Below are 24,897 nucleotides of genomic sequence, written 5' to 3'. Positions count from 1 at the left end.
CTATTAGACCTCTTGCAAAAATCCTTGAATCACCCCTCCCCAACCCTCACGCCACTTGCTTCAAGTCGGCAGAGCCGCCCAACGCAGTGGCTCCCCTTATGAAGGGGAGGGGGCAAGATTTAAAGTTTCCCCCCAATATATCGGGGAGCCACTGCGTTGCGGTGAGGCAGTCGCTCAAAGGGGGTTTCCCCCATGAGGAACTGCTGAACCCGAAGGGAGGTTCCCTCCGTTGTAGCAAGTGGCGTGGGATTAAGGGGGGTTTATTCGACTTATGCAAGAGGTCTATTGATTATTAATAATATATTTTATGAACTTAGCCTGATATAGGTGAGGAAAACACCTATATATAAGCAGTAATCAGAATAACTTGACTTGTAATATATTTTTATGAATTTTGCCTGATACAGGTAGGGAAAACACGTATATATAAGCAGTACGAGTAATACTAACTCAAGCAAATGAGCGTGAGTATTTGCTCAGAGGAAAGATTTACAAGGAGTTACAGCGATTGCAACACGTTTTTGAACTTGGAGATGAAAAAGCAGCACCGCGAACTAGACTAACCCCTTTTTTAAGCGTGAGGGATTATTGTCGCTACATGAGTATATGGAGCGATCGCCCGTGAAAAGGCTAATAAAATTATTCTCCGGTAACCTCTGCGATCGACGCAAAATTTAAAATGCCTCATTTCTATGCTCTTGAGCTTGACGAGATGGTATCTTTAAGTAGGTCGGCGTAAATATTTGTAGTTGAGATGAGGCAAAGGCAGGAGACAGAAGGTAGAAGGGAAAAGGGTTTTAGCTCTATTCATTTTTATTCACATAGTTACGTTTATTTGTGCCTTTCTAGTTATTTCTGGCATTTTATAGGAGTCAATTTAGTCTACAATTGCCCAGATGCCTGGAAAATGATTGCTTATATCGTAGCTTGCTGCGGATTCTCCTGCTTTTATGGCAATAAACTGTCCACGCCATTCAAGTCCTTCAAACATCTAAAACAGCGGGGTAAAAATATACTTGAAAGTAGCCAAGGAATTAGTTAAATGATCAAATGATAATATTCTTTCATGAAAAAAATATAAATCCCTTGAGAAAAATTATCTAAATAATTATCAAGTGGAATCCAATCTGTTTTATTATATATCTGGCTAATAAGTAAAATTTTAGCCGATTAGCATTATCAAGAAAGCCTGATGGCTATGCGATTAATTCGGACTGAATCGCGGCTTTCTGTGTCAGCCCATCAACAGAAAAGGATAAATGAAACTGCAACTGAGTAGGATATTTAGAAATATCATCAAACTTTGATTTAGGCGAATGTAACTTACTTAAATACGGTTCATTTCTCAAATCAAAAAAACATAAACTTCTGCAAGAGAGAAAAACAATGATATGATCAATAACGATATTTGAAAAACTAGCAGGTATTTTGAAATTGGAATTATTTGCTCTAGTTGAAGTCTACTATCTGCCCTCAAGCCTATGGCCTATACTGCCTAGATATGACTTGAGATTGTGAAGGAGATGATAGTTAAGAACGCTCCGTGTGGCTCAACCTCTGAATGTGACTACACCTGATAAGCGATTTCTTTTTAGACCAATCCCAATTATTTCTAGCTACCTGTGTACTATAAATAATTCGCCAAAGCTGAATAAAAACCATCTTTTTCGAGTAAGAGATATTCTAAATGAACCGCACAAACTAATTCTTACTCCGAGTCGGCATAGTGCCATAATTAGATGTAAGCGGCTTGACATTGTTGCTCTTGAAAGATGAGAAAACCCCAGAAAACTTAAAGGCTTTGTAGATTACTAACAACACAGTTGACTTTTGGGAAGTTAACCGCCGTCCAGCTGAACTTTGTGATGTCTATAATTTTCCGGTCAGATGCAGGGACAGTTACAGTAACAACCACTCTCATCTGCCTTTGTACCAGAGAATATGCGAAAATGGTAGTTTGCGCTACCACCGATTTCATAGTTATCGCATACTAATATAGTTTGAAGTAAAGACATTGCCTTCAGCCAAGTGTATACTACCTATTTTCATTCGATTAAAAACTGTATAAACGTGCTATTCAATTGTCTGTAATATGAGTAACGACATAGATCTGATCAAACGTCTTGACCCCAGTGCGATGGATCAGATCATGCTTTATCTGGCTTTTAGTGCCATGCGGACGAGTGGGCACAGGCATGGGGCATTTTTAGACGCAGCCGCAACGGCAGCAAAGTGTGCAATTTACATGACCTATTTGGAGCAGGGACAAAACCTGCGGATGACAGGGCATTTGCACCACCTAGAGCCAAAACGGGTAAAAATTATTGTAGAAGAAGTCAGACAGGCACTAACAGAAGGCAAACTGTTAAAAATGTTGGGTTCTCAGGAACCTCGCTATTTGATTCAATTGCCTTATGTCTGGCTAGAAAAATATCCTTGGCAACCGGGGCGATCGCGCGTTCCTGGTAGCAGTCTGACAAGTGAAGAAAAAAGACAAATTGAGCAGAAACTGCCAAGTAATCTACCTGATGCCCAGTTAGTTAGCTCGTTTGAGTTTCTGGATTTGATTGAGTTTTTGCACAAGCGATCGCAAGAAGACTTGCCACCCGAACACCAAATGCCTTTGAGTGAAGCCTTGGGTGAGCATATCAAGCGCCGTCTGCTCTACTCAGGAACTGTAACACGCATTGATTCTCCTTGGGGAATGCCTTTCTACGCTCTTACCCGTCCTTTTTATGCCCCAGCAGACGATCAAGAACGCACTTACATCATGGTGGAAGATACCGCTCGATATTTCCGAATGATGAAAGATTGGGCAGAACGGCGACGAAATGCCATGCGCTTGCTGGAAGAACTTGATATCCTCCCAGAAAAAATGCAGCAGGCTATGGAAGAATTAGATGAAGTTATCCGTGCCTGGGGAGATAAATATCACCAAGACGGAGGTATTCCAGTGATTTTACAGACGGCTTTTGGCGAAAGAGAAGACTAGTACCGCAAGGCGGAAGTCACTCATTCAAAAGTCAAAAGTCAAAAGTATTATGGAAGGGCTTTTTAGGGATTTTAAATGGTTGCTCTATTTACGCCGTGACGTACTAGTAACGCTACGCGAAATTCAAAATTTGAAAAGCTTAGAAAGTAAGCTTTTCACTGGTTTTGTACCTTGCTTAAAAGTCTTGTCATTACCCACATTTTTGTAACAGTCAAACTGTTGCACTGACCGAATCCCGCCAATAAGTTAAGTTCTTAGCTGATAGCTAAAGTCTAATTAAGTGGACTGAAATTTTCCCTTTTACATTGGATAAACATGTAGATGGCTGAAAATTTTATATTTAGTCATCTTGAGAGGAATGCAAGCTTATTAGCCTCGAAATTTATTCCGAGGCGGAATGGTAACGAAGTAGAAGATTTAAAAAATGTTAGTAATCATAAAGCTTAAAAGTAGGGGCATAGTTCGTCTATTTACACTGTAAATACTCTACTAGAGCATCGATTCACTAATCAAAAACCTAACCCCCCACCTCCCTTGAGCAAGCCAAACTCACCTCTATGCTATGCCTAACGGCAGGCTCACGCCAAGGTCGAGGGGTTGGGGAAGAGGTTCTTCCAGGAAGGATTACTGAATTGGTGTTCTAGTTGTATAAAGGTCACAAAACTGCTTGTGACTTTTGTCTTGTAAGTATTTAGTTTGCATAATTTCCAAGCAAAGGGCAATTATGGCAGGTTTTATATACAAAAATAAAATATTGTTGTTCAAGTCATAGTAGAGTGGGCATTATAATGCCCACTCTACTAATTAACCTGTATTTTCAGTCAATTACAATCAGGATTTACGCAAAAATGCAGTGAAAGCCTTGATTTACCGTAGGGGCAATTCATTAATTGCCCTTACATTTCGTACTTGATGCGTAAGTCCTAACAATTACAAAACACTGTAATTTAATTAGTGCCAGGTTGCGTTGGAACAATCGGTTGCGTTGGAACTGGGGTAGTTTCGAGACTTGGGCTTGAACCCGTAGGTATTATAGTCTGCGGTGTAAACGAAGATGAAGCACCAACAACACTATCACTAGCACTGATACAAGTATCTAACACCTGAGCAGGGGGAAGGTCGATTTGACTACCCAAGCCAACTACACACTGGCCAAAGCGCACGGGCAACAAACTACGTCCACAGTAATCTAAAACTGCCGGATTAACTGCTTCCTTAGTACTTGAACTGACGCCAACTACACAGGTGGCTAACTCCTCAGGACGCCGGGCCTTCCCACAATAAGAAAGCGCATCTGTCGCGGCAATTTGAGTTTTCTTATTAATTTTAACCACGCAAGAAGCCAAATCCCTTGGACGCAGTGCCGCTGCACAACCTTGTGATGCAGTTTCTGCCGTGACGCCCACTTTTAGGAGGCGACCCGCACAGACACTATAATCATTGCTGTAGGAGGCAGCAACAGCCATCTGAGGTAAGCTGGTTAACCATCCAGCTATAGCCAAAACTGATACTGTTAAAATCCTGGAGGTGGAACTGGCTTGTTTGTTCTTACCTCTATTAACCACTTTTTTGCTGTGTGACATTGCCATTCTCCAAACACCCAAGGTTATGCTAACTCAAATATTTTAAAAATCCTCTGCAATTAAAGAATTTCAGCAGCAGCAAGGTATAGACATAATTAATTATGCCCAAAACTATGTTAGTATAACTGTTTGAAAGATAAGTAGGCAACGTAAAAAGTATTTCAGAGTAAGAATACTGCGTGAACCAATCTGATGATTGAGTAGCCTACGAAACTAAATAAACACAAAAAACTTATTGGCAGGAGTCCGGCGGGGCACGTCGGAATTCAGGCTTGGAAGCCAGTATGTCGGGTTTACCGACTTAAAGCAACTGGCATAAAAGTTGATGCCTCTACTTTGGTAGGATACGTCATACCAAAGCAAGCAGCTTCAAAAAACCAAGAATCCCTTGATGATAAATCAGGGGAATGTCAGAATGGAACGTCTGGGTAAAGTTTAAACAGGATTAGATTAAGGAAACTCATGTCCCGATATAGAGGGCCACGCCTCAGAATTGTACGCCGCTTGGGCGATTTACCAGGATTGACTCGTAAAAGCGCCAGACGCGCTTACCCACCAGGTCAGCATGGTCAGAACCGCAAGAAGCGCTCTGAGTATGCTATCCGTCTAGAAGAAAAGCAAAAGCTCCGCTTCAACTACGGTTTGACTGAAAAGCAATTGCTGCGCTATGTGCGGAAAGCCAGACGTGTTACTGGTTCTACCGGACAAGTGCTGCTGCAATTGCTAGAAATGCGCTTGGATAATACGGTTTTCCGCTTGGGTATAGCCCCGACTATCCCCGCAGCTCGTCAACTGGTGAATCACAGTCACGTAACTGTTAACGGTCGTGTGGTTAATATTGCCAGCTACCAATGCCGTCCTGGCGAAGTAATTGCAGTCAGAGATCGGGCACAATCACGGAAGTTGGTGGAAGCTAACTTGCAATATCCCGGTTTGGCCAACCTCCCCAGTCATTTGGAGTTTGACAAAAATAAGTTGGTTGGTAAAGTCAACAGTGTTATTGAAAGGGAATGGGTGGCATTACAAGTTAATGAACTACTTGTGGTGGAATACTACTCACGACAAGCGTAAGCAGTTAGGAGAGACGCGATTAATCGCGTCTGTACAGGAGTTATGAGTTATGAGTTGAAAGACGATAATTCCTAACTCCTAACTATTTTCATCCGCCAATTTGCGACATAGTTCGCGTATATGTACCTACGATGCCAGAATCGCGCTCTTTAAAATTAATTTCTGGCTTGATTCCGAGTAAATGCCTCACCTGCTCTTGTAATTGAGCAGTGCTGATACCAGAACGCAGAGCGGTTTTTAAATCTATTTGACCAGTTTCATTCAATAAACAGGGACGCAGCCAGCCATCGGCACTTAGGCGCATCCGGTTGCAACGATCGCAAAAACATTCTGACATTTGACTAATAAATCCCAGTGTCCCCTTCGCACCGGGAATTTTAAAGATATCAGCAGGGCCAGCACCACGAACTTGAGATTCTGTCAAGCCCCAATGGGCGCAGATTTGTTGTCGTAAATCGGCTGAAGATACCCAACCGCGATCGCCAAATAAATGCACATTACCAATGGGCATAAATTCAATAAATCGAACGTGCCACTGTTTGTCAATTGTCAGGGCGGCTAAATCTAGAACCTCGTGATCGTTGACGCCAGGAATTACCACTACATTCAGCTTCAGTGGGTCAAATCCGACGTTATGGGCAGCTTGAATCCCCTGCCAGACTTGTTGCCAACGAGAACGACCTTGATTACCGATAATTTGGTCAAAAATGTCGGGATCAAGAGAGTCAAGACTAATATTAATTCGTCGCAGACCTGCATTATAAAGGTTTTGTGCCATCGGAGCCAGCAAAAACCCGTTGGTGGTCATTGAGAGGTCTTGAGTTTGGGGAAGAGAAGCGATCGCACTAACCAAATCCACCACACGCGGACGCAATAAGGGTTCACCCCCAGTCAAACGAAACCGATTAAAGCCGACTGGAATAAATACCTCTTGAATTAGGGTGAGCAACTCCTCATCAGTCAACAGCTGTTGCTTGAGAATATAGTCCAGTTCTACTCCCTCTGGCATACAGTATTGACAACGAAAATTGCAGCGATCAATTAAGCTAATGCGGAGGTAGTCTACCTGGTTCATCGTTTTATTTTTATTCTCTGTGATCAATTAAAGACTTCACAAAGGTGGCTTACTCCTTCATTCTATATTTTTGTAATTCAAAATACCGTACTCCCCCTTGAGTGAGAGTTCACAGATTGTGGCATAATAAGCCGATCGCATCCACTAGTTAGTCATCAATCGTGCAAGACACCGACTCCATCAACGACCTTGCTGCTGCTTTACAGCAGCCAGCAGATATTACCTTTGAACTGCCCGATCCAGAAGATGAACAGATTCTAGAGTCAGATTTTCAAGAGCAGCTAGAAATAGCTTGGCAGGTATGCGATCGCTTTGATTTGCAAACTGAAATCTGGCGGGGACGAATTTTACGGGCTATCCGCGACAGAGAGAAAGTTGGTGGTGACGGACGCGGTACTGGCTTTCTGCGATGGCTAAAAGAGCGGGAAATCAGCAAAAGTCAAGCTTATGCCTGGATTCAATTGGCGAATAGTGCCGATACTCTGATCGAAGACGGTAAACTTGATCCCGGATCTGTGAACAACTTCAGTAAACGGGCTTTTGTTGAAACCTCCAAAGCATCGCCCCAAGTGCAACAGATGGTGAGTGAAGCTGCACAAAAAGGCGATCGCATTACCAGGCGAGAAGTGCGACAACTCAACGATGAATGGACAGCCATGTCCTCAGATTTGCTACCGGAAGCAGTCAAGGAAAAAGCAGCAGATAACACTCTTCCCCCACGCTACATCGCCCCACTGGTGAAGGAAATGGAAAAACTGCCAGAATCGCACCAAAAGTTTATCCAAAAGGAAATTGCTGCTAACCCAGATGTGGATACCCTCAAACAAGTAACCACCGAAGCGCGTAACTTGGCGAAATATCTCAAAGGGGCGGCTCAAGTGCAGGCATTGACGCAGGAAGATGTTGACATTGAAACAGCCTTAGAAGAAGCGCAAAGAGTCGGTTGTTTGAGCATTGCTGCTGATTTGGTCAATCAAGCATCCCAAATTGAACAAACGATCGCTAAACTTTACATGACTTGGAAACGGATCAGTAATTTAGCAGATCGATTATATGTAGATACTGGCGCAAGTACACCCAACTTGCGATCGCTCCTCACTTGCTTGGAACCTCTGGGTGGTGAAATCATGGAATTGCAACTTAGTGGTGCGACGGAACACACTATTCGTTTGCAAATTCAGGAGACGAGTTAAGAGTATGATTTCGTTCCCATGCGGAACATGGGAATGCCCATCTGGAGGCTCTTTCTCTAGTCCAATTCGGCAAAGCCTCTAGATATAGCCATTTTCAATCCGGTGAGGTACAGGTATGCGAATAGACCTAACCCCCTAACCCCCTTCCCGAAGCGGGAAGGGGGAAAAATTCAAAGCCTCTGACACCACATGCAACAAGAGTGGATCGTCGGACGCTAGTCATCTTTCAAGTCCCTGCTGACTAGCGTAGGCGTAGCCCGGCTTCGGCATGGCTTATTCTTTTCCTACTTCCAGCACTACATTTATTGTCTAATTTGTCAATACGTAAGCTATGTACATTAGCCCTTTCAAGGTGAAGCTTTGTACTATGAAATAAATGATGTTTTAACCCAATTTTGGTATTTTGGCGATTGCGATCGCTTACAGCTATTTTCAGGTAAATAGACCACGCGGTAGGGGCACAGCAATGCTGTGCCCCTACGATAGATGTAGGTTCAAATACATGAAAACTGCTGTAATTTACAGTCAAAAAATTTGGAGTTTAATGGATAAATTCTTTGTTCAATTCCAGCCGATGCCTGAAATGCCGTAAAAGCCTTGATAGTACATATGCTCACCTTGAAAGGGCTAGTTATGTATAGCAAGGGACTGGGGACTAGGTGAAAAGCCTTTTTGTGTCTAAGTTTTATCATCTGTTAATATCCTAACCACCTTGGCTGTTGCTATACATTTACGATTTCGGCGTACGCATTTGTTATTTTGGCGTACGCATTTGCTATTTTGGCGTTCGCATTTGTTATTTCGGCGTACGCATTTGCTATTTCGGCGTACGCATTTGCTATTTCGGCGTACGCATTTGCTATTTTGGCGTACGCATTTGCTATTTTGGCGTACGCATTTGTTATTTCGGCGTACGCATTTGCTATTTCGGCGTACGCATTTGCTATTTCGGCGTACGCATTTGCTATTTCGGCGATGCCTACGGGTGGTCACTGAGCTTGTCGTACCCCTACGGAGAAGCAAGCTACAGCGTCTTGTAGAGAAGTGCTGGCTACGCCTACGCAATTGCTGATTGCGTTCTATCCTAAAACAACTTAAGACAAAGACCTCTTAGAGGTTTTACTACCAAAACCTGTCCTTTTCCAACTCAAAGAGGGACAGGCTTGAACTTTAGTTTAAGGTAGGGAGAATCGAAGGTTGGGTTGAGGAACGAAACCCAACCTTCGCGGTTTATGGTTTTTAACGCTAACCCAAGCGTATTGGTTTATCGAACTCATGTCTACTTAGCAGCGCAAGATGCAGTGTTGAGCCAAGAGTTATGAGGCGTCGCCGTGGGTACTTGAGCAACCAAAACCACGTTCCCATTGGCATCTATAACCCACCCTTGAGCTTCCACAATTTGAGTAGATTCATTGACAGAATTAACTTTCGGTGATTTTTTTTCTGTGTTTCGCTGTGCCTGAACAACCGCTCTTTTCGGAATACCGCCAGCACGATTCTGACTTTCTGGAGAGAGTGTGATCCAATCTGCCAGCACCGCATCATCAGCTATCAATGGTTGCGTGGGATCGGCTATTAGTCCTCCACGCCCAGTCCTAATAAATGAACTCCTGGCTATTTTTGTACCAGAATTACAATCAGCAACAATTTGCTTTGAAGCATCAACCAGATTTACGGGTAGTTCCACTAATCCCCTACTGGGGTCAGCATCTGGTGAGTTAATTTGTACTTTGCCGTTTAATCCAAACTCGGAACTGGCAGTAATGTCACTATAATTAGTCGGTTTTTCTCTATATTGCGTGCCTATGACAGCAAGAGCGTCGATTTTGACATTACCACCATTGCCACCGACAGCATTAGCACTAATATCGCTATTTTCACTGGGGACAGCGAAGATGAAGCCATTAGGTACATAGATGGTGATATTACCGCCATTTCCATTACCCCCTGCATTAGTGGTTATTTGACTGTTGCGCCGCATTCCTAATCCTAATAAATCCCGCACGTGTAGCGTAATATTTCCGCCCCCACCTGACTCACTATTAGATGTGAGTTTTCCTTCGTTGTCCAGCAGGATGGAACCAGCAGTTACATTTAGCTCGCCAGCTGATCCTAGATTGGGTGCTCCTCCTTTATAGGTTACATCTTTTAAAAGTTCACTGCTCACAGTTATTGTCGCCCCGTCTCGGACAATCAATTGCCCTGTGATGATTGTAATTTTCCCTGCCTCTCCGGAACCAAAAGTCCTAGCCAACAAGCTGCTGGCATTGCCTCTTGCTGAGGTTCCAATTAGCTCTACCGACTCAGACGCGTTGACAGTTAAATCCCCTCCTTTTCCTTTAGCTGATAGAAATTGGCTCAAATCGGGAAAATTGCTCATTCCAGTAGAGCCTACTGATATCTCTGCCCCATTTTGTACATGCAACCTCGCAGTAGTGATCGTAATGTTACCTGCATTTCCTTCACCAAAAGTTGTACTAAACAGTCCGCTCAAACTACCCTGTGAGGTTTTATTACGGATCACCTCTACAGATTCAGAGGCGTTTACAATTAAATTTCCCCCCGAACCCGTGCTCTTAGTAGAAGTAAGTACTTGTGCGCCATCCCGAACAATTAATTTTCTAGCAGTAATCGTTAAATCTTCGCCTTTTTGGTCACCCCTAGTCTGACTTATCAAGGACACATTGGAACCCTTTAGTTCTACTGTGCTACCGTGAAGCTTGATATTACCGCCTCCCTCGCCACTGGTATCCACAATTGATGGAATATCAGAACCGTTAGATGTTCGCTTGGTGAGTTGAATGTTCTGGAAATTCTGGACATTTTCATATCTTAAAGTCCAACCTTGGTTCGTTGGGTTGAGACTAACCAGACTATTACCAGCGACACTTCCTAGCTCAATTCGTCCCGACGCTGCTGTTAAATTTCCGCCTTCTAGGGTTATGTCACCGCCTACAAGCGCTAAAGTTTTGCCTGGTTTTACTTGTAAACCAACAGCCTTAATTGTGCCATCTAGATTTACTTGATTTACTTGGGATTGATTGCTGATAGGATTTGCAACTGCTCCAAATTGTAAGCCGATGGGAACACTTACTGTTAGCAGGGGTGTTGTTTGGCTATTTGTAGCACTAAACTTAGTACCATCGGCAAAGTTCAGACTACTTGCCGTACTTCCTAAAAATGATCCGCCAATTTCTAAAGAAGCATTCGGTCCAAAAATAATCCCGTTCGGATTGATCAGAAATAGATTAGCTTTGTCTTGGGCTTTAATAATGCCATAAATATTAGAAACATTATTACCTGTTACTCGGCTAATAATGTTCTGAACATCGGCAGCATTGTTAAACTCAGCCGTAGTTTTATCCAGTACAGAAAACTGATTAAAACTGTGGAATAAATTGCTTCCCACTTGGGTTCCACCATCAATAATTGTAATGTTACCCTGCTTGTTAACACTAGATATAGTAGGTAAAGTAGCATCCGGAGTGATTTGTGCAATAGCTGAGTTTACAGAGAAAGCTATTGCACCGCCAATTGAAACTCCTAGCGCTTGAGACCAGCCCCAAAGATTAGTCATATCAGAATGTTGCACCCTTCAAAAGCTGAAAATCGGTAATGAAGTACTTATATAGGGTAGGATTTGTACAAAGGCTATTATGTCATCCTGAACAAACCCGAATTTAGCGAAGCATCTTGGAGATTATTAGCTTCTTTATTGTTCAGTTATTGATACTTTACACAATATTGTTTTCACGGCATAATTATACAATAAAGCTTCGTCTAATCAAAGATGGACATAATAAACAATGGTTCTTTCAGTACGTATTATGCTTAAATTTTAATCAAAGTTCGTAATTTGCCTTGAAAACCAAGACTTACAGGCAGTCTTAGCTTCACTTTCATAATAAAGCCATAAACCCTAAGAATAACGACTGCTATTGTTGTCCAGTAAAGGTTCCAAGCTGATTTACAGACGTATTTAGCATATTATGTACTGAAGAGCCTAAACAATTATCTTATCAATTGAATTGTTAACAAGTGATATGAGTGAAAATAAAGTTAAACTATTATAAATTACTTATAATAAAATCGATATTATTATAAGTAATTTAATTATCTTTATTTTCAATAACTTGAGATCATCGCTACTAAGTTGACTATAGGGTTATCATGGCTTCGGGCAAGGACAATCATCTATGTGACCCGCACACCAACAATCCAATAGCACGATATGCTTACCTGGAATTAGCAGTGAATGATTAGTATCTCCACCTGGGAGTTTAGTTGGGTCGATACTGCACTGAATTTCCAGGACATCATCTCTAGATATATTATACTTTTCGAGCACCTTGCTCAAGTTAGAGTTTTTAAGGCTATCACGTATTTCTCGCTTAATCTCGTCTCCTAATTGCTTTAATGCTTCAGAGTCTAAGACTTTTGGCTGTGCTTTTTGAGATTCCATAAATTTTACTTTCCTTGCAGATTGGTAAATGTGTGAACTTATCTTGTGATGTCCTAAATGAATGTGACTTCGTATTAGTACAGTTTGGCAATGTAAGGAATCAATAATACAGAGTCGAGAGTGACACGAAAGCATTAGCATTCTAAAGCTCTTGTGAACTCCGATAATTATGACTTCAGCTTGGCTAGTAATAATTACGTATTGTGTTACAAAACTTCATATATTTCTGTTGGATTTCATTAAAGCATTGATGAATCTGGCTACTGACCATTAATCACTCAAGAGGATTGAGTAATTGATACCTCCTCAACTCTGACACTCTACTTACGATTTGGATAAACCCACAAGCTAAAGCCTTACCATTACTCATTTCATCTTTCTCATCCCGCCAGAAAATCAAATATGTTTTTTGTGTGGGTGTTGAGGATGATGGAATCTGCGATACCTTTCCTGCGGAACGCTACGCGAACGGTGGGCTACGCCAATGCACCCACAGCTTAAATTTATTACAAGGGGCGATCGCTTGTATAAAGGTCATTCCAGCGATGTCTACGACGGGCTATGCCAACGCACCCATAGCTGATAGTAGGAGGTGCGATCGCTTGTATAAAGGTCATTCCAGCGATGTCTACGACGGGCTATGCCAACGCACCCATAGCTGATAGTAGGAGGTGCGATCGCTTATATAAAGGTCATTTCAACGATGTCTACGATGGGCTATGCCAACGCACCCATAGCTGAGTTTAGTAGAAGGTGCGATCGCACTAACAAAAATTACGAGAATCTCAATTTTTAATTAGCAGCGCAAGATGCAGTGTTGAGCCAGGAGTTATGGGGCGTCGCCGTGGGTACTTGAGCAACCAGAACCACGTTCCCATTACCATCTATAACCCACCCTTGGGCTTCCACAATTTGAGTAGGTTCATTGACAGAATTAACTTTCTGTGATTTATCTTCTATGTTTCGCTGCGCCTGAACAACCGCTCTTTTCGGAATACCGCCAGCACGATTCTGACTTTCTGGAGAGAGTGTGATCCAATCTGCCAGCACCGCATCATCAGCTATCAATGGCTGCGTGGGATCGGCTATTAGTCCTCCACGCCCAGTCCTAATAAATGAACTCCTGGCTATTTTTGCACCAGAATTACAATTAGCAACAATTTGCTGCGAAGCATCAACTAGATTTACGGGCAGTTCCACTAATCCCCTACTGGGGTCAGCATCTGGTGAGTTGATTTTGACTGTGCCATTTAATGAAGGGTTTTTCTGAGAAAATGCCGTGATGTCATTTGTTGACAGGTTCTTTGGGTTTCTTTCGCCTGTTGGATCAAGCTTCTCTACGTCTGCACCTGTGCGCGGCACAAACCCAAAGATGTCCTTAGCGGTGATTGTGATTTTACCACCTGAGCCAGAGAAGGCATTGGCAGTGATATCGTTATTTCCCAAAGGAGCAGCGACGAGAAAGCCATTAGGTGCTTTGATGGTGATATTACCGCCATCTCCACCAAGTCCTGTCGTACCTGCGTCAGTGGTTATTTTACTTTCGCGGCGCATCAGTAATAAGTCCCGCACCTGTAGCGTAATATTCCCACCTTTACCAGACTCACTATTAGATGTGAGTTTCCCTTTGTTGTCCAGAAGTATGGAACGAGCGGTTATATTTAAATCGCCTGCTTTCCCTAAGTTATTTGGATCTCCGATATATATTACATTTTTTCTAGCTTGGCTGCTCACAGAGATTGCAGCCCCATTCTTGATAATCAATTGCCCTGTCGTTAGCGTCAAGTTTCCACCATCTCCAGGCCCTTCAGTTCCAGAAAACAAGCCACTGAGCCTAGAACCATTTGGTGAGGTTCCAATTAGTTCTACCGAGTCAGAGGCGTTCACTATCAAGTTTCCTGCTTTTCCTGTATTTGCTGGTGTAAGTTCGTTAAGAATATACTTATATATCCCCTCAGAGCTTGTTGATATTCTTGCCCCTCCTTGGATACGCAACTTTCCAGTATTAATTGTGATGCTGCCAGCGTTTTTATCGCCATAAGTTGCACTAAATAATCCACTGGATATTAAATCACTACCATCTCGGAAGAGAGGAATGGAGGTGCCGCCGATTAGTTCTACGGAATCTGAGGCGTTTATGGTCAATTGACCATACAATTGTGCTCCATCTCTGACCACCAAGTTTTTAGTAGTGACATTTATGTTTCCAGAGTTTCCGGTGGAGAAACTCTGAGCAATCAGTTGGGCATCTTGTCCAACTACTACAGACTCTGAGGCGTTCACTGTTAAATCCCCTGCTGATTGCCCTCCAGAGGGATCAACTACAGTTAGCGAACTGCCAGCTACCCACACAAGCCTGCCTTGCACGTGGATATTGCCGCCACCCTCTCCATGAGTATCTACAATAGATGGAATTTTATTTAACTGGATTAGTTCGACATTCTGGAAATTTGGAACATCTTTATATCCAAATGCCCAACCTTGGTTCGTTGGACTTAAACTGACCAGACTATTACCAGCGACGCTTCCTAACTCAACGCTTCCGTCGTTTGCTGTGATATTTCCTCCATCTAGCGTTATATCACCGCCGATGAGTGCCAAGGTTTTGCCTTGCTGCACTTGTAGACCAACGCCTTGTCTAAAGATATTAACTGCCCCATCTGGTTGTGCTTGGGATTGATTGCGGATGGGAGCCGCAGTTGTTCCGAATTGTAAACCAATGGGAACACTTACTGTCAGCAGGGGTGTAGTCTGAGGAGATATAGCACTAAATTTTGTCCCATCAGCAAAGTTCAAGCTACTCGCCGTACTGGCCACAAATGAACCGCCGATATTTAAAGAAGCATTTGACCCAAAAACAATGCCGTTAGGATTAATCAGAAACAGGTTGGCTGTGCCGTTAGCTTTCAGAATGCCATCTATATTGGAAATAGAATTGCCTGTTACCCGACTGATGATGTTTTGAATATCTTTTGCATTGTTAAAGTAAACTGTCCTTCCCGCAGAGACAGAAAACTGTTCAAAGCTGTGGAACAAATTTGTACCACGAACTGCCCCACCATCAATCTGGTCTGTAGGCTGACCATCGATTAGTTTTGGTGTAATGATTGAACTTTCAGATCCAAGTGTGCCATCCTTTTGTATTTGGGCTAAGGCAAAACTCTCAAAAAAAGTCAGCACTCCAGCAATTGCTAAAGTACTGACTATCCCTAACTCCCAGCACCAACTGCTTCGGTATCGAAACATCACAAACTTGCACCCAAAAAATAAGAGTATATTTAATCACTGCTCCTTGCTAATTAGGTAGAGTCATACTTGAGATTATTTCTGTAGCCTAATTAGTAAATGCAAAGTTTAGCATTTTTATACTCACTAGAATAAACTCTTTATGGTACGAAGACTAAATTATTTAGCAGTTACAACCGTAAGGGTTGCCAGTTGGGCAAGGGATACACCAGGAATTTTGCATTAGTACAATTTCCTGTTCTGTGCCTGCATTACCAGATTTGATTTTATTTGGATCAAGATTGCACTGCCACTGAACTACCAGAGCTCTATCATCTAATACTCCGTACTTCTCAAGCACTGCATATAAGCCAGCGTTATTAACGCTTTCAAGCAGTTTCTGTTGAACTTCGTCTTGTAACTGCTGTAATGTTTCAGGGTTCACGACTATTTCCATTTCCTACAGGATGTGTATAATTGTTGCTTCAGCTTGGCTAATAATAATTACGCTTAGTGTCACAAAACTTAATATTTAACTGCTGGATTTCCTCTAGGCATTGCTGATCTATAAGGGACTTCCAAATAAAAAAATATCTAACTACTTCTTGCGGGGTGGAGAGAAGTCTGAGTGGCGGAAATCTTTGCTCAAACTTTCCGCAAAATCTAAAATTTGGACAGCTTCCCCGACTAATTCTTAATCCCTGTGGTGGCAATACCCTGAATAAACTGACGCTGACCGATGAGAAATAGTACCATCACTGGAACTGTCGCGATCGTCACTGCTGCCATCATCAAAGGCCAATTATTCGTAAATTGCTCTTGAAACTCTGCCAACGCCAGCTGCACCGTCCTTAATTCGGGACGTGTGGTAAATACCAGAGGCTTAAACAAATCATTCCATTCGCCGATGAAGGTGAACAAAAACAGCGTTACCAAAGCCGGACGGGCTAAAGGTAACATCACTCGCCACAAAATTTGCAGTCGGTTCGCCCCATCTATGGCTGCGGCTTCCTCTAACTCCACCGGAATTGTCTGGAAATACTGACGTAACAAGAAAATCCCAAAGCCGTTGACAGCAGTGGGTAAAATCAGCGCCCCATAGGTATTTATCAAGTGTCCCCACTTCAAAACCAAAAAGATGGGAATCACCAATAACTGAAAGGGAATCACCAATGTTGCTAAAACCACCAATAGCAGTGCTTGGCGTCCCCGAAACTTCAGCCGTGCTAAGGCGTAACCAGCCAAAGCAGAAGTGACAATCTGAAACCCCGTCACAGCGATCGCTACCAAGGTAGAATTAGCAAACGCCAGCAAAAATTTTCCCTGTTGCCATGCAACGCGGTAATTAGCTAAAGACCAGTTATTTTTGGATAAATTTCCCAGACTGGCGGCGGTTGGTGCAAAGGAGGTGAAAAAGACTACAAACAGAGGGAGTAGAACAACAAATGCCCCTAGCAGTAAGACTACTAGGCTCAAAAAATCCCCAGATTTCAGATTTGGGTTTGGTTTGGGCATAACTTGAGCTGCAAAGCATTTATTTCGCTAGTACTAGAACATTGCCCCCAGCAACAATTAATCTATAAACATAGTCTACTTGTTAAGTTAAATTTAACCACAGTGATTATTACCCTCAGTTCATAGGGGAAATTGAATACTGGTATCAAATAATTCAATTTACAGGAGTAAACATACCATGCAGCAGCTTACAGACGAATTTAAAGAATTAGATTTCAAGAGCGAAACATACAAAGATGCTTATAGCCGGATTAATGCGATCGTGATTGAAGGCGAACAAGAAGCCCATGAAAATTACATCACACTAGCCCAACTGCTGCCAGAATCTCATGATGAATTGATTCGCCTATCGAAGATGGAAGGTCGCCACAAGAAAGGATTTGAAGCTTGTGGGCGCAATTTGCAAGTAACTCCAGATTTGCAATTCGCCAAGGAGTTTTTCTCTGGACTACACCAAAATTTCCAAACAGCGGCGGCATCCGGTAACGTCGTTACTTGTCTGTTGATTCAGTCTTTGATTATTGAATGTTTTGCGATCGCAGCATATCAAATTTACATCCCTGTTGCTGATGATTTTGCACGTAAAATCACGGAGGGAGTAGTAAAGGAAGAATATAGCCACCTCAACTTTGGAGAAGTTTGGTTGAAAGAACACTTTGCAGAATCCAAAGCTGAACTTGAACTTGCAAATCGCCAGAATTTACCCATCGTCTGGAGAATGCTCAACCAAGTAGAGGGTGATGCCCACACAATGGCAATGGAAAAAGATGCTTTAGTAGAAGATTTTATGATTCAGTATGGTGAAGCATTGAGTAACATCGGTTTCACGACTCGCGATATTATGCGCTTATCAGCCTACGGACTCATAGCCGCTTAATAAAAAGTTAGAAGCGGAGCTGGTAATGCTCCGCCTCCAGTGAGGAATGATCAGTAAAAAATTATGAATCGTACTCCTAACTCCTAACTACACGAAATTCACAAGCGCTCAAGACAGCATAAGCATAATAATCACTACATGTTTGGTCTAATTGGACATCTGACTAGTTTAGAACACGCTCAAGCGGTAGCTCAAGAATTGGGATACCCAGAATATGCCGATCAAGGGCTAGACTTTTGGTGCAGCGCCCCGCCGCAAATTGTTGATAGCATTATTGTCACTAGTGTAACTGGGCAACAAATTGAAGGACGGTATGTAGAATCTTGCTTTCTACCGGAGATGCTAGCTAGTCGCCGCATCAAAGCTGCAACACGCAAAATCCTCAACGCCATGGCCCATGCACAGAAGCACGGTATTAACATCACAGCTTTAGGCGGATTTTCCTCGATTATTTTTGAAAATTTTAAGTTAGAGCAGTTTAGCCAAGTCCGTAACATCAAACTAGAGTTTGAACGGTTCACCACAGGAAACACGCACACTGCCTACATTATTTGTAAGCAGGTGGAAGAAGCGTCAAAACAACTGGGAATTGATCTATCAAACGCGACAGTTGCTATATGTGGAGCAACTGGTGATATTGGTAGTGCAGTTACACGCTGGCTAGATGCGAGAACAGATGTCAAAGAACTGCTGCTAATAGCCCGTGATCAAGAACGTCTCAAAGAGTTGCAAGGCGAACTGGGGCGGGGAAAAATCATGGGTTTGACAGAAGCACTACCCCAAGCTGATGTTGTAGTTTGGGTTGCGAGTATGCCCAAAGGCGTGGAAATTGACCCCACGACTTTGAAACAACCCTGTTTGTTGATTGATGGTGGTTATCCTAAAAACTTAGCGACGAAAATTCAATATCCTGGTGTACACGTGTTAAATGGTGGAATTGTAGAGCATTCCCTGGATATTGACTGGAAAATTATGAAAATAGTCAATATGGACGTGCCAGCCCGCCAGTTGTTTGCTTGTTTTGCCGAATCAATGCTGTTGGAATTTGAGAAGTTATACACGAACTTTTCGTGGGGGCGAAATCAGATTACCGTAGACAAAATGGAGCAGATTGGTCGGGTATCAGTAAAACATGGATTTAGACCGCTGCTGGTTTAAGGTTAAGAGTTAAAAGTTAGGAGTTAGGAGTTAATAACTTTTATAAGTCCACACCTTTTAAAACTTTACTCCTCACTGATAACTCCTCACTCGAAAAAACTCCTCACTCATAACTCTGAAAAACTCATAACTCGTAACTATAACCCCTACGATGGCAACTACCGAGCGTAAACCGCTACTGTTAGATTTTGAAAAACCCCTAGCAGAACTCGCAACCCGAATTGATCAAATTCGGCAACTTGCAGAAGAAAATGGCGTCGATGTTTCTGGTCAAATTCGTCAACTAGAAGCACGCGCCATGCAACTGCGTGAGGAAATTTTCACTAGTCTATCCCCGTCCCAGCGATTGCAAGTCGCTCGTCATCCGCGTCGCCCCAGTACTCTCGATTACATTCAGGCTATTAGTGATGAATGGATGGAATTGCATGGCGATCGCTGTGGTGGTGACGATCCGGCTTTAGTTGGTGGTGTCGGTCGTCTGAGTGGGCAACCTGTGGTGATGTTGGGTCATCAAAAAGGTCGCGATACCAAAGACAATATTGCCCGTAACTTTGGAATGCCTTACCCTGGCGGCTACCGCAAGGCGATGCGGTTGATGGAACACGCCAACAAGTTTAGTATGCCAATACTGACCTTTATCGACACACCAGGAGCTTGGTCTGGGGTAGAAGCAGAACATCAAGGTCAAGGAGAAGCGATCGCCTACAACTTGCGGGAAATGTTTTGCTTAGATGTGCCAATTATCTGCACAGTCATTGGTGAGGGCGGTTCTGGCGGCGCACTCGGTATTGGTGTAGGCGATCGCCTCCTGATGTTTGAACACTCCGTTTATACCGTTGCCACTCCCGAAGCCTGTGCTGCCATTTTGTGGAAAGATGCCGGTAAGGCTCCCCAAGCCGCTGTTGCTCTGAAAATTATTTCCCACGACCTAAAAAAGTTGGGAATTATCGACCAAATATTACCTGAACCCACTGGTGGCGCTCATTCTGACCCTTTAAAAGCCGCTACTACTCTCAAGCAAGTGCTGCTGGAAAATTTGGACGAACTCAATCGTTTAACCGCTCCAGAACGCCGCCAACTGCGGTATGAAAAATTCCGCAAAATTGGTGTTTTTACAGAAGTTGCCCACTAACAGCACTACATAATCATTGATTAACCAAGCAGCAATGTTATAATTGCCTATGTGCTTAAAGATTTTTAACAATCTAGCCATAGGCATTTGCATGTTTGGCAAATATACTCAAGTTGATTGAATAGCTTTTGTATTATTAAGTAATCTAATTTGAGTGGACGGTGTGATTTTACGGGCGATGATTTGTTGTCTTTACTGGAAAAACCCATAAGATACCGACTATTGCACTGCATTATAGCAGTTGCTGAATGAAAATCATCAGATTTTTAGATTCCTTTAATCTATCCAAACCGAGAAGTGTGAATAATGGGGTGGTAATAGGCTTTGGGAACTGCCCAAAAATTGGGAGACACCATGAGTGTTGAGCAAAAACGACGCGCCCTGATTACTGGGGCCAGTAGTGGAATTGGGAAAGCAACGGCTTTAGCCTTTGCAAAAGCGGGAATAGATGTGGCTTTAGTCAGCCGTTCTTTGGATAAGTTGGAGGCGGTAAGAGAAGCTGTACAGCACACTGGGGTGGAAGCGAAAGCTTACGCTGTAGATTTAGCGCGGGTCTTTGAAGTCAAAGAAAAGATCCAAGCGATCGCCCTTGATGGTGATATAGACATTCTGGTAAACAGTTCTGGCATAGCCTATACAGCTACTTTGAGTCAAACCCCCCTAGAGGACTGGCAGCAGGTAATTAACTTGAATCTTACCAGCGTGTTTCAGTGCATTATGGGGATTTTGCCTTCAATGCGCGATCGGGGTACAGGCACAATTATCAACATTGCCTCAATTGCCGCCAAGCAACCGTTTCCCGGTTGGGGAGCATACAGCGTCAGCAAGGCTGGTTTAATTGCCCTCTCTCAAACCCTGGCACAAGAAGAACGCAGCTACGGCATTCGTGTCACGGTTATTTGTCCTGGGGCAGTCAATACCGAACTTTGGGACACAGAAACAGTCCATGCCAACTTAGACCGTTCCAAAATGTTAACCCCGGAAATTGTGGCTCAGTCAATTCTTTATACAGTTCTGTTGCCACAACAGGCAGTTATTGATGAATTGACCCTGATGCCCAGCGCTGGCGCACTCTAATTGCGAAGTTAGGAGTTAGGAATTAGAATTTTTAACTCATAATTCATAACTCATAACTAAATTCAAACTATAACCAAGACTCAATCATGACTATTGCTAGTTCCAACGGTTCCAATTATTCTCAATCACCTCTGATTCCCGATTTGGCAGAAGCCATAACTCCTAGACCCGATCGCAATACTAATAACGGGCGACAAGCGGATGTATTCCCGCCCAAAGAGGAACAGATGGAGGAAATGAAGGATGCGGTGCGGACACTAATATTGGGAGTTGGCGAAGACCCCGAACGCGAAGGACTCCTCAAAACACCCAAGCGAGTGGCCGAGGCAATGCGGTTTCTTACCAGTGGCTACAACCAATCCCTTGAAGAACTCGTTAACGATGCCATCTTTGATGAGGGGCATAACGAGATGGTACTAATTAGAGATATTAATTTCTTTAGTCTGTGCGAACATCATATGCTGCCGTTTATGGGTAGAGCACACGTTGCTTATATCCCCAACCAAAAAGTTGTGGGACTGAGTAAACTGGCCCGCATTGTTGAGATGTATTCCCGCCGCTTGCAAGTACAGGAAAGGTTAACCCGCCAAATTGCCGAAGCAATCCAAACCATTCTAGAACCTCAAGGTGTCGCCGTTGTGATGGAAGCTAGCCATATGTGTATGGTGATGCGGGGCGTCCAGAAACCAGGTTCTTGGACTGTCACTAGCGCAATGGTTGGTGTGTTTCAAGAGGATCAGAAAACCCGCGAAGAATTTTTTAACCTGATTCGCCATCAAGCAGCGTTCTTTTAAGGAATGGGGAATGGGCATTAGGCACAAGAGGTAGAAGGGCAAAGGGGAAAGACTTACTACAATCTTTTCCTCTGCTCAAGAACTGCTCCCCAATTTCTCAAACAACTTGGCTACTTTATCTAAATCTTTATTTCCAGGTGAACGTTCCACACCACTAGATAAATCAACGCCGCTAGGATTAACTTGACTCAGGGCTTCCAAAATATTATCTGCTGTCAGTCCTCCAGCCAAAAACCAAGGGCAACTAGGGCTAAATTGTTCTAGTATCGTCCAATCTAAAGTTTTGCCTGTACCACCCAGTTGTTGCGGATGGTAGGCGTCAAGTAGTAAAGTATCCACGTATTTTGTGTAATTATCTGCTGTGTCAAGATGCTCAAGACTACCAATTCTGAGCGCTTTAAGAATTTCGATATTGGATAAAGATTGACGTAACTGGTAGCAAAAATCTGGTGATTCATCTCCGTGTAACTGGACACCAGTCAACCCAGAATCAACAACAATCTGACTGATTTCGGGGATACTAGTGTTGGCAAAAACACCAATTGTGTCAATATTTGCCGGGAGTTCTGCCACTGCTGCCCGAATTTGGGATACCGTAACGTAGCGAGGTGAGGTTGGCACACAAATAAATCCTAATGCCGTTGCGCCCAGAGAGGCGATCGCTATAGACTGCTGTGGTTGAGTGATACCGCAAATCTTAATACGCATGAAAATCTAACAAATTTAAAATAATCATTTGAAAAGTCTAAACTATCTAAAAAACTTTTGGGCCTTGGTAATTTTATAATCTTGTAGGTCTAGATAAATTTTCTATTTAGGAGACAAAAGCTTGATTTCATCTATTTTACTAGCAGCCGCTGCATCTGTTCCGGCAACACCTGCGTGGAATCCTACAGTCGGTATCATTATCAGCATCAGCAGCTTAGTAGTAGTTTTACTAAGTACTAGGATTGAAAAACCCTTAGTTGGCCCCAAGTTCCCTATCCTGCCGATCAGTGTTCCAACATTCGTTGCAGCGATGGCTTTTGGTCATGTTATCGGTATTGGTATCGTTTTAGGACTGACTAACATCGGTCGTCTATAGTTTTGCGATGACAGCAGCGTTATAAGTAACGCCACGATCAATACAAAACTCCTAAAAACGATTTTGGGCAGGGGGGAGTAGGGAAGAAATAACTTATGCCCGATGACGCCACTTGCTTCAAGCCGGGAAACCCGGACAACGCAGTGGCTCCCCCATGCCCCACTCCAGAGTTTTGCTCACAGGCATTAATTGTCTATTCTAGAAATAAGAGCATTTCGTCACTCGGCACTACCGAATTGATGCTCAATATAAATGTGTATACAACTATGTGTAGTATCTCGGTATAAAAACTACTGACGATATCTAGTTTTAGGACAATGTAATGCAAACAAATTGGAAAATTGGGTCTTTATTTGGAATTCCCCTGTTTTTAGACCCGTTATGGTTTGTGATTTTAGGGTTGGCAACTCTCAATTTTGGGGTAGCTTATCAGGAATGGGGGAATGTCATAGCTTGGAGTGCTGGAATAGTTATGGCACTGTTGCTATTTGGTTCGGTGTTGCTACATGAGTTGGGTCACAGCTTGGTAGCCCGATCGCAAGGCATTAAAGTTAATTCAATTACTCTATTTCTGTTTGGCGGGATTGCTGCTATTGAAGAAGAATCTAAAACTCCTTTCAAAGCCTTTCAAGTAGCGATCGCTGGCCCTTTGGTGAGTATCATACTATTTTTCCTACTCCGGCTGGTAATTACCGTGATATCTGATACTAGTCCACTCAGTGTTATGGTTGGAGATTTGGCGAGAATTAACTTGGTGGTGGCTCTATTTAACCTAATTCCAGGCTTACCTCTAGATGGAGGGCAAGTGTTAAAAGCAGCACTATGGCAAATAACAGGTAATCGTTTTCAAGCCGTACACTGGGCTGCAAAGGCTGGGCAAATATTGGGTTATGGTGCGATCGCTCTAGGATTTGTTGTAGATTTTTTGACCAGAGAGTTAGTAGTTGGTTTGTGGATTGCGCTGTTAGGTTGGTTTGCTGTCCGCAACGCTAATAGCTATGACAATGTGACTACACTGCAAGAAAGCTTGCTCAAGGTGGTGGCGGCTGATGCGATGACCCGTGACTTTCGTGTTGTTGATGCTGACCAGACATTGCGTTCCTTTGCCGATTTATACCTTTTGGAAACCGCTCCCTCACAGGTTTATTTTGCTGCTTCTGATGGACGTTACCGGGGTCTAGTTTCCATTGACGATTTGCGTTTAATTGAAAGGAGTCAATGGGAAACCCAAACCTTGCATAGCATTGTGCATCCCCTGACAGAAATACCCACTGTTGCTGAAGCAACAACGATAGCTGAGGTAATTAACAAGCTAGAAAATGAGCAGTTACCTCGAATTACTGTGCTTTCTCCCGCTGGTGCCGTAGCTGGTGTAATTGACCGGGGAGATATTGTGCGATCGTTGGCACAGAAATTAAATTTGCGAATAACGGATGCTGAAATCAAGCGGGTTAAAGAGGAAGGTAGCTATCCGCCTGGGTTGCAACTGGGAGGAATAGCGAAGTCCATTACAAATTAAGTGTCATACGCTCGTCATAGTTTTGCAATAGACACGTCAAAAGCGTGTGTGATATTTAATTTGGTATTTGGTTACAAAATGCTTTTTTTGGGTAAAAGGTAGGACTTCCTACCTTTTTTATTTTTTAACCTGAGTTCGCC

The 24,897-nt window shown here is 43.1% G+C and carries 19 protein-coding genes; 11 read left to right on the top strand and 8 right to left on the bottom strand.

What is annotated here, in order from left to right; all coding sequences use genetic code 11:
* Positions 1-2,092 precede the first annotated feature (2,092 nt).
* Positions 2,093-2,992 carry a heterocyst differentiation master regulator HetR gene (gene hetR / locus V7K35_RS17610; RefSeq protein ID WP_273765150.1) on the top strand — a complete coding sequence of 300 codons (900 nt, stop codon included), beginning with the start codon at positions 2,093-2,095 and terminating at the stop codon, positions 2,990-2,992.
* A gap of 947 nt (positions 2,993-3,939) precedes the next feature.
* On the opposite strand, the gene V7K35_RS17605 is transcribed toward hetR, so the two are convergent.
* Entirely contained in the window at positions 3,940-4,581 is a 642-nt protein-coding gene (locus V7K35_RS17605) for a hypothetical protein (RefSeq protein WP_442939740.1), read from the bottom strand.
* 456 nt (positions 4,582-5,037) lie between these two features.
* On the opposite strand from V7K35_RS17605, the gene rpsD reads away from it, so the two are divergent.
* Positions 5,038-5,646 carry a 30S ribosomal protein S4 gene (gene rpsD, locus V7K35_RS17600; RefSeq protein WP_298911415.1) on the top strand — a complete coding sequence of 203 codons (609 nt, stop codon included), beginning with the start codon at positions 5,038-5,040 and terminating at the stop codon, positions 5,644-5,646.
* An 88-nt stretch (positions 5,647-5,734) separates the two neighbouring features.
* On the opposite strand, the gene moaA is transcribed toward rpsD, so the two are convergent.
* Positions 5,735-6,721, bottom strand: coding sequence for a GTP 3',8-cyclase MoaA (moaA, locus tag V7K35_RS17595; protein WP_335080503.1), 987 nt, complete (start codon positions 6,719-6,721; stop codon positions 5,735-5,737).
* A 161-nt stretch (positions 6,722-6,882) separates the two neighbouring features.
* On the opposite strand from moaA, the gene V7K35_RS17590 reads away from it, so the two are divergent.
* Positions 6,883-7,914, top strand: coding sequence for a hypothetical protein (locus tag V7K35_RS17590; RefSeq protein WP_334793912.1), 1,032 nt, complete (start codon positions 6,883-6,885; stop codon positions 7,912-7,914).
* Between the two features lie 1,279 nt (positions 7,915-9,193).
* Here the strand turns inward: V7K35_RS17590 and V7K35_RS17585 are convergent.
* Positions 9,194-11,491, bottom strand: a complete 2,298-nt coding sequence (locus V7K35_RS17585; RefSeq protein ID WP_335080502.1) for a two-partner secretion domain-containing protein — start codon at positions 11,489-11,491, stop codon at positions 9,194-9,196.
* A 591-nt stretch (positions 11,492-12,082) separates the two neighbouring features.
* A complete protein-coding gene (locus V7K35_RS17580; RefSeq protein WP_335080501.1) occupies positions 12,083-12,376 on the bottom strand; it encodes a hypothetical protein in 294 nt (97 codons plus the stop codon).
* A 413-nt stretch (positions 12,377-12,789) separates the two neighbouring features.
* On the opposite strand from V7K35_RS17580, the gene V7K35_RS17575 reads away from it, so the two are divergent.
* Positions 12,790-13,038: a hypothetical protein gene (locus V7K35_RS17575; RefSeq protein WP_335080500.1), complete on the top strand. Its 249-nt coding sequence runs from the start codon at positions 12,790-12,792 to the stop codon at positions 13,036-13,038.
* Between the two features lie 130 nt (positions 13,039-13,168).
* Here the strand turns inward: V7K35_RS17575 and V7K35_RS17570 are convergent, their stop codons facing one another.
* From V7K35_RS17570 to V7K35_RS17560, 3 genes are all read right to left on the bottom strand, one after another.
* Positions 13,169-15,622, bottom strand: a complete 2,454-nt coding sequence (locus V7K35_RS17570) for a two-partner secretion domain-containing protein (RefSeq protein ID WP_335080499.1) — start codon at positions 15,620-15,622, stop codon at positions 13,169-13,171.
* Between the two features lie 163 nt (positions 15,623-15,785).
* On the bottom strand, positions 15,786-16,058 hold the full coding sequence (locus tag V7K35_RS17565) for a hypothetical protein (protein ID WP_335080498.1): 273 nt from the start codon (positions 16,056-16,058) through the stop codon (positions 15,786-15,788).
* A 230-nt stretch (positions 16,059-16,288) separates the two neighbouring features.
* Positions 16,289-17,116, bottom strand: coding sequence for a carbohydrate ABC transporter permease (locus tag V7K35_RS17560; RefSeq protein WP_335080497.1), 828 nt, complete (start codon positions 17,114-17,116; stop codon positions 16,289-16,291).
* 178 nt (positions 17,117-17,294) lie between these two features.
* Here V7K35_RS17560 and V7K35_RS17555 point away from each other — a divergent pair, with 178 nt between their 5' ends.
* The 5 genes from V7K35_RS17555 (at position 17,295) to folE (ending at position 22,154) form a co-directional block, all read left to right on the top strand.
* A complete protein-coding gene (locus tag V7K35_RS17555) occupies positions 17,295-17,993 on the top strand; it encodes an aldehyde oxygenase (deformylating) (protein WP_335080496.1) in 699 nt (232 codons plus the stop codon).
* Positions 17,994-18,131: 138 nt separating this feature from the next.
* A complete protein-coding gene (locus V7K35_RS17550) occupies positions 18,132-19,151 on the top strand; it encodes a long-chain acyl-[acyl-carrier-protein] reductase (protein WP_334963816.1) in 1,020 nt (339 codons plus the stop codon).
* A 151-nt stretch (positions 19,152-19,302) separates the two neighbouring features.
* Positions 19,303-20,283: an acetyl-CoA carboxylase carboxyltransferase subunit alpha gene (locus V7K35_RS17545; RefSeq protein WP_185586002.1), complete on the top strand. Its 981-nt coding sequence runs from the start codon at positions 19,303-19,305 to the stop codon at positions 20,281-20,283.
* Between the two features lie 354 nt (positions 20,284-20,637).
* On the top strand, positions 20,638-21,360 hold the full coding sequence (locus V7K35_RS17540; protein WP_335080495.1) for an SDR family oxidoreductase: 723 nt from the start codon (positions 20,638-20,640) through the stop codon (positions 21,358-21,360).
* 86 nt (positions 21,361-21,446) lie between these two features.
* Positions 21,447-22,154 carry a GTP cyclohydrolase I FolE gene (gene folE, locus V7K35_RS17535; RefSeq protein WP_334796838.1) on the top strand — a complete coding sequence of 236 codons (708 nt, stop codon included), beginning with the start codon at positions 21,447-21,449 and terminating at the stop codon, positions 22,152-22,154.
* A 75-nt stretch (positions 22,155-22,229) separates the two neighbouring features.
* Here the strand turns inward: folE and V7K35_RS17530 are convergent, their stop codons facing one another.
* Positions 22,230-22,862, bottom strand: coding sequence for a phosphoribosylanthranilate isomerase (locus V7K35_RS17530; RefSeq protein WP_335080494.1), 633 nt, complete (start codon positions 22,860-22,862; stop codon positions 22,230-22,232).
* A gap of 121 nt (positions 22,863-22,983) precedes the next feature.
* Here V7K35_RS17530 and psaK point away from each other — a divergent pair, with 121 nt between their 5' ends.
* Positions 22,984-23,238 carry a photosystem I reaction center subunit PsaK gene (gene psaK, locus V7K35_RS17525; protein ID WP_335080493.1) on the top strand — a complete coding sequence of 85 codons (255 nt, stop codon included), beginning with the start codon at positions 22,984-22,986 and terminating at the stop codon, positions 23,236-23,238.
* A gap of 322 nt (positions 23,239-23,560) precedes the next feature.
* Positions 23,561-24,757 (top strand): site-2 protease family protein, encoded by a 1,197-nt coding sequence (locus V7K35_RS17520; protein ID WP_335080492.1) that lies wholly within the window; start codon positions 23,561-23,563, stop codon positions 24,755-24,757.
* Positions 24,758-24,897: the final 140 nt, after the last annotated feature.

The organism is Nostoc sp. (genome assembly GCF_036917275.1).
Classification (GTDB): domain Bacteria; phylum Cyanobacteriota; class Cyanobacteriia; order Cyanobacteriales; family Nostocaceae; genus Nostoc.
The sequence above is the reverse complement of the archived record's forward strand: the minus strand, read 5'-3'. Positions and strand labels throughout refer to the sequence as shown.

Coding starts and splice junctions, on each gene's coding strand:
- hetR (WP_273765150.1), top strand. CDS start 2,093: ATGAGTAACGACATAGATCTGATCAAACGTCTTGACCCCAGTGCGATG.
- V7K35_RS17605 (WP_442939740.1), bottom strand. CDS start 4,581: ATGGCAATGTCACACAGCAAAAAAGTGGTTAATAGAGGTAAGAACAAA.
- rpsD (WP_298911415.1), top strand. CDS start 5,038: ATGTCCCGATATAGAGGGCCACGCCTCAGAATTGTACGCCGCTTGGGC.
- moaA (WP_335080503.1), bottom strand. CDS start 6,721: ATGAACCAGGTAGACTACCTCCGCATTAGCTTAATTGATCGCTGCAAT.
- V7K35_RS17585 (WP_335080502.1), bottom strand. CDS start 11,491: ATGACTAATCTTTGGGGCTGGTCTCAAGCGCTAGGAGTTTCAATTGGC.
- V7K35_RS17580 (WP_335080501.1), bottom strand. CDS start 12,376: ATGGAATCTCAAAAAGCACAGCCAAAAGTCTTAGACTCTGAAGCATTA.
- V7K35_RS17570 (WP_335080499.1), bottom strand. CDS start 15,622: ATGTTTCGATACCGAAGCAGTTGGTGCTGGGAGTTAGGGATAGTCAGT.
- V7K35_RS17565 (WP_335080498.1), bottom strand. CDS start 16,058: ATGGAAATAGTCGTGAACCCTGAAACATTACAGCAGTTACAAGACGAA.
- V7K35_RS17560 (WP_335080497.1), bottom strand. CDS start 17,116: ATGCCCAAACCAAACCCAAATCTGAAATCTGGGGATTTTTTGAGCCTA.
- V7K35_RS17555 (WP_335080496.1), top strand. CDS start 17,295: ATGCAGCAGCTTACAGACGAATTTAAAGAATTAGATTTCAAGAGCGAA.
- V7K35_RS17550 (WP_334963816.1), top strand. CDS start 18,132: ATGTTTGGTCTAATTGGACATCTGACTAGTTTAGAACACGCTCAAGCG.
- V7K35_RS17545 (WP_185586002.1), top strand. CDS start 19,303: ATGGCAACTACCGAGCGTAAACCGCTACTGTTAGATTTTGAAAAACCC.
- V7K35_RS17540 (WP_335080495.1), top strand. CDS start 20,638: ATGAGTGTTGAGCAAAAACGACGCGCCCTGATTACTGGGGCCAGTAGT.
- folE (WP_334796838.1), top strand. CDS start 21,447: ATGACTATTGCTAGTTCCAACGGTTCCAATTATTCTCAATCACCTCTG.
- V7K35_RS17530 (WP_335080494.1), bottom strand. CDS start 22,862: ATGCGTATTAAGATTTGCGGTATCACTCAACCACAGCAGTCTATAGCG.
- V7K35_RS17520 (WP_335080492.1), top strand. CDS start 23,561: ATGCAAACAAATTGGAAAATTGGGTCTTTATTTGGAATTCCCCTGTTT.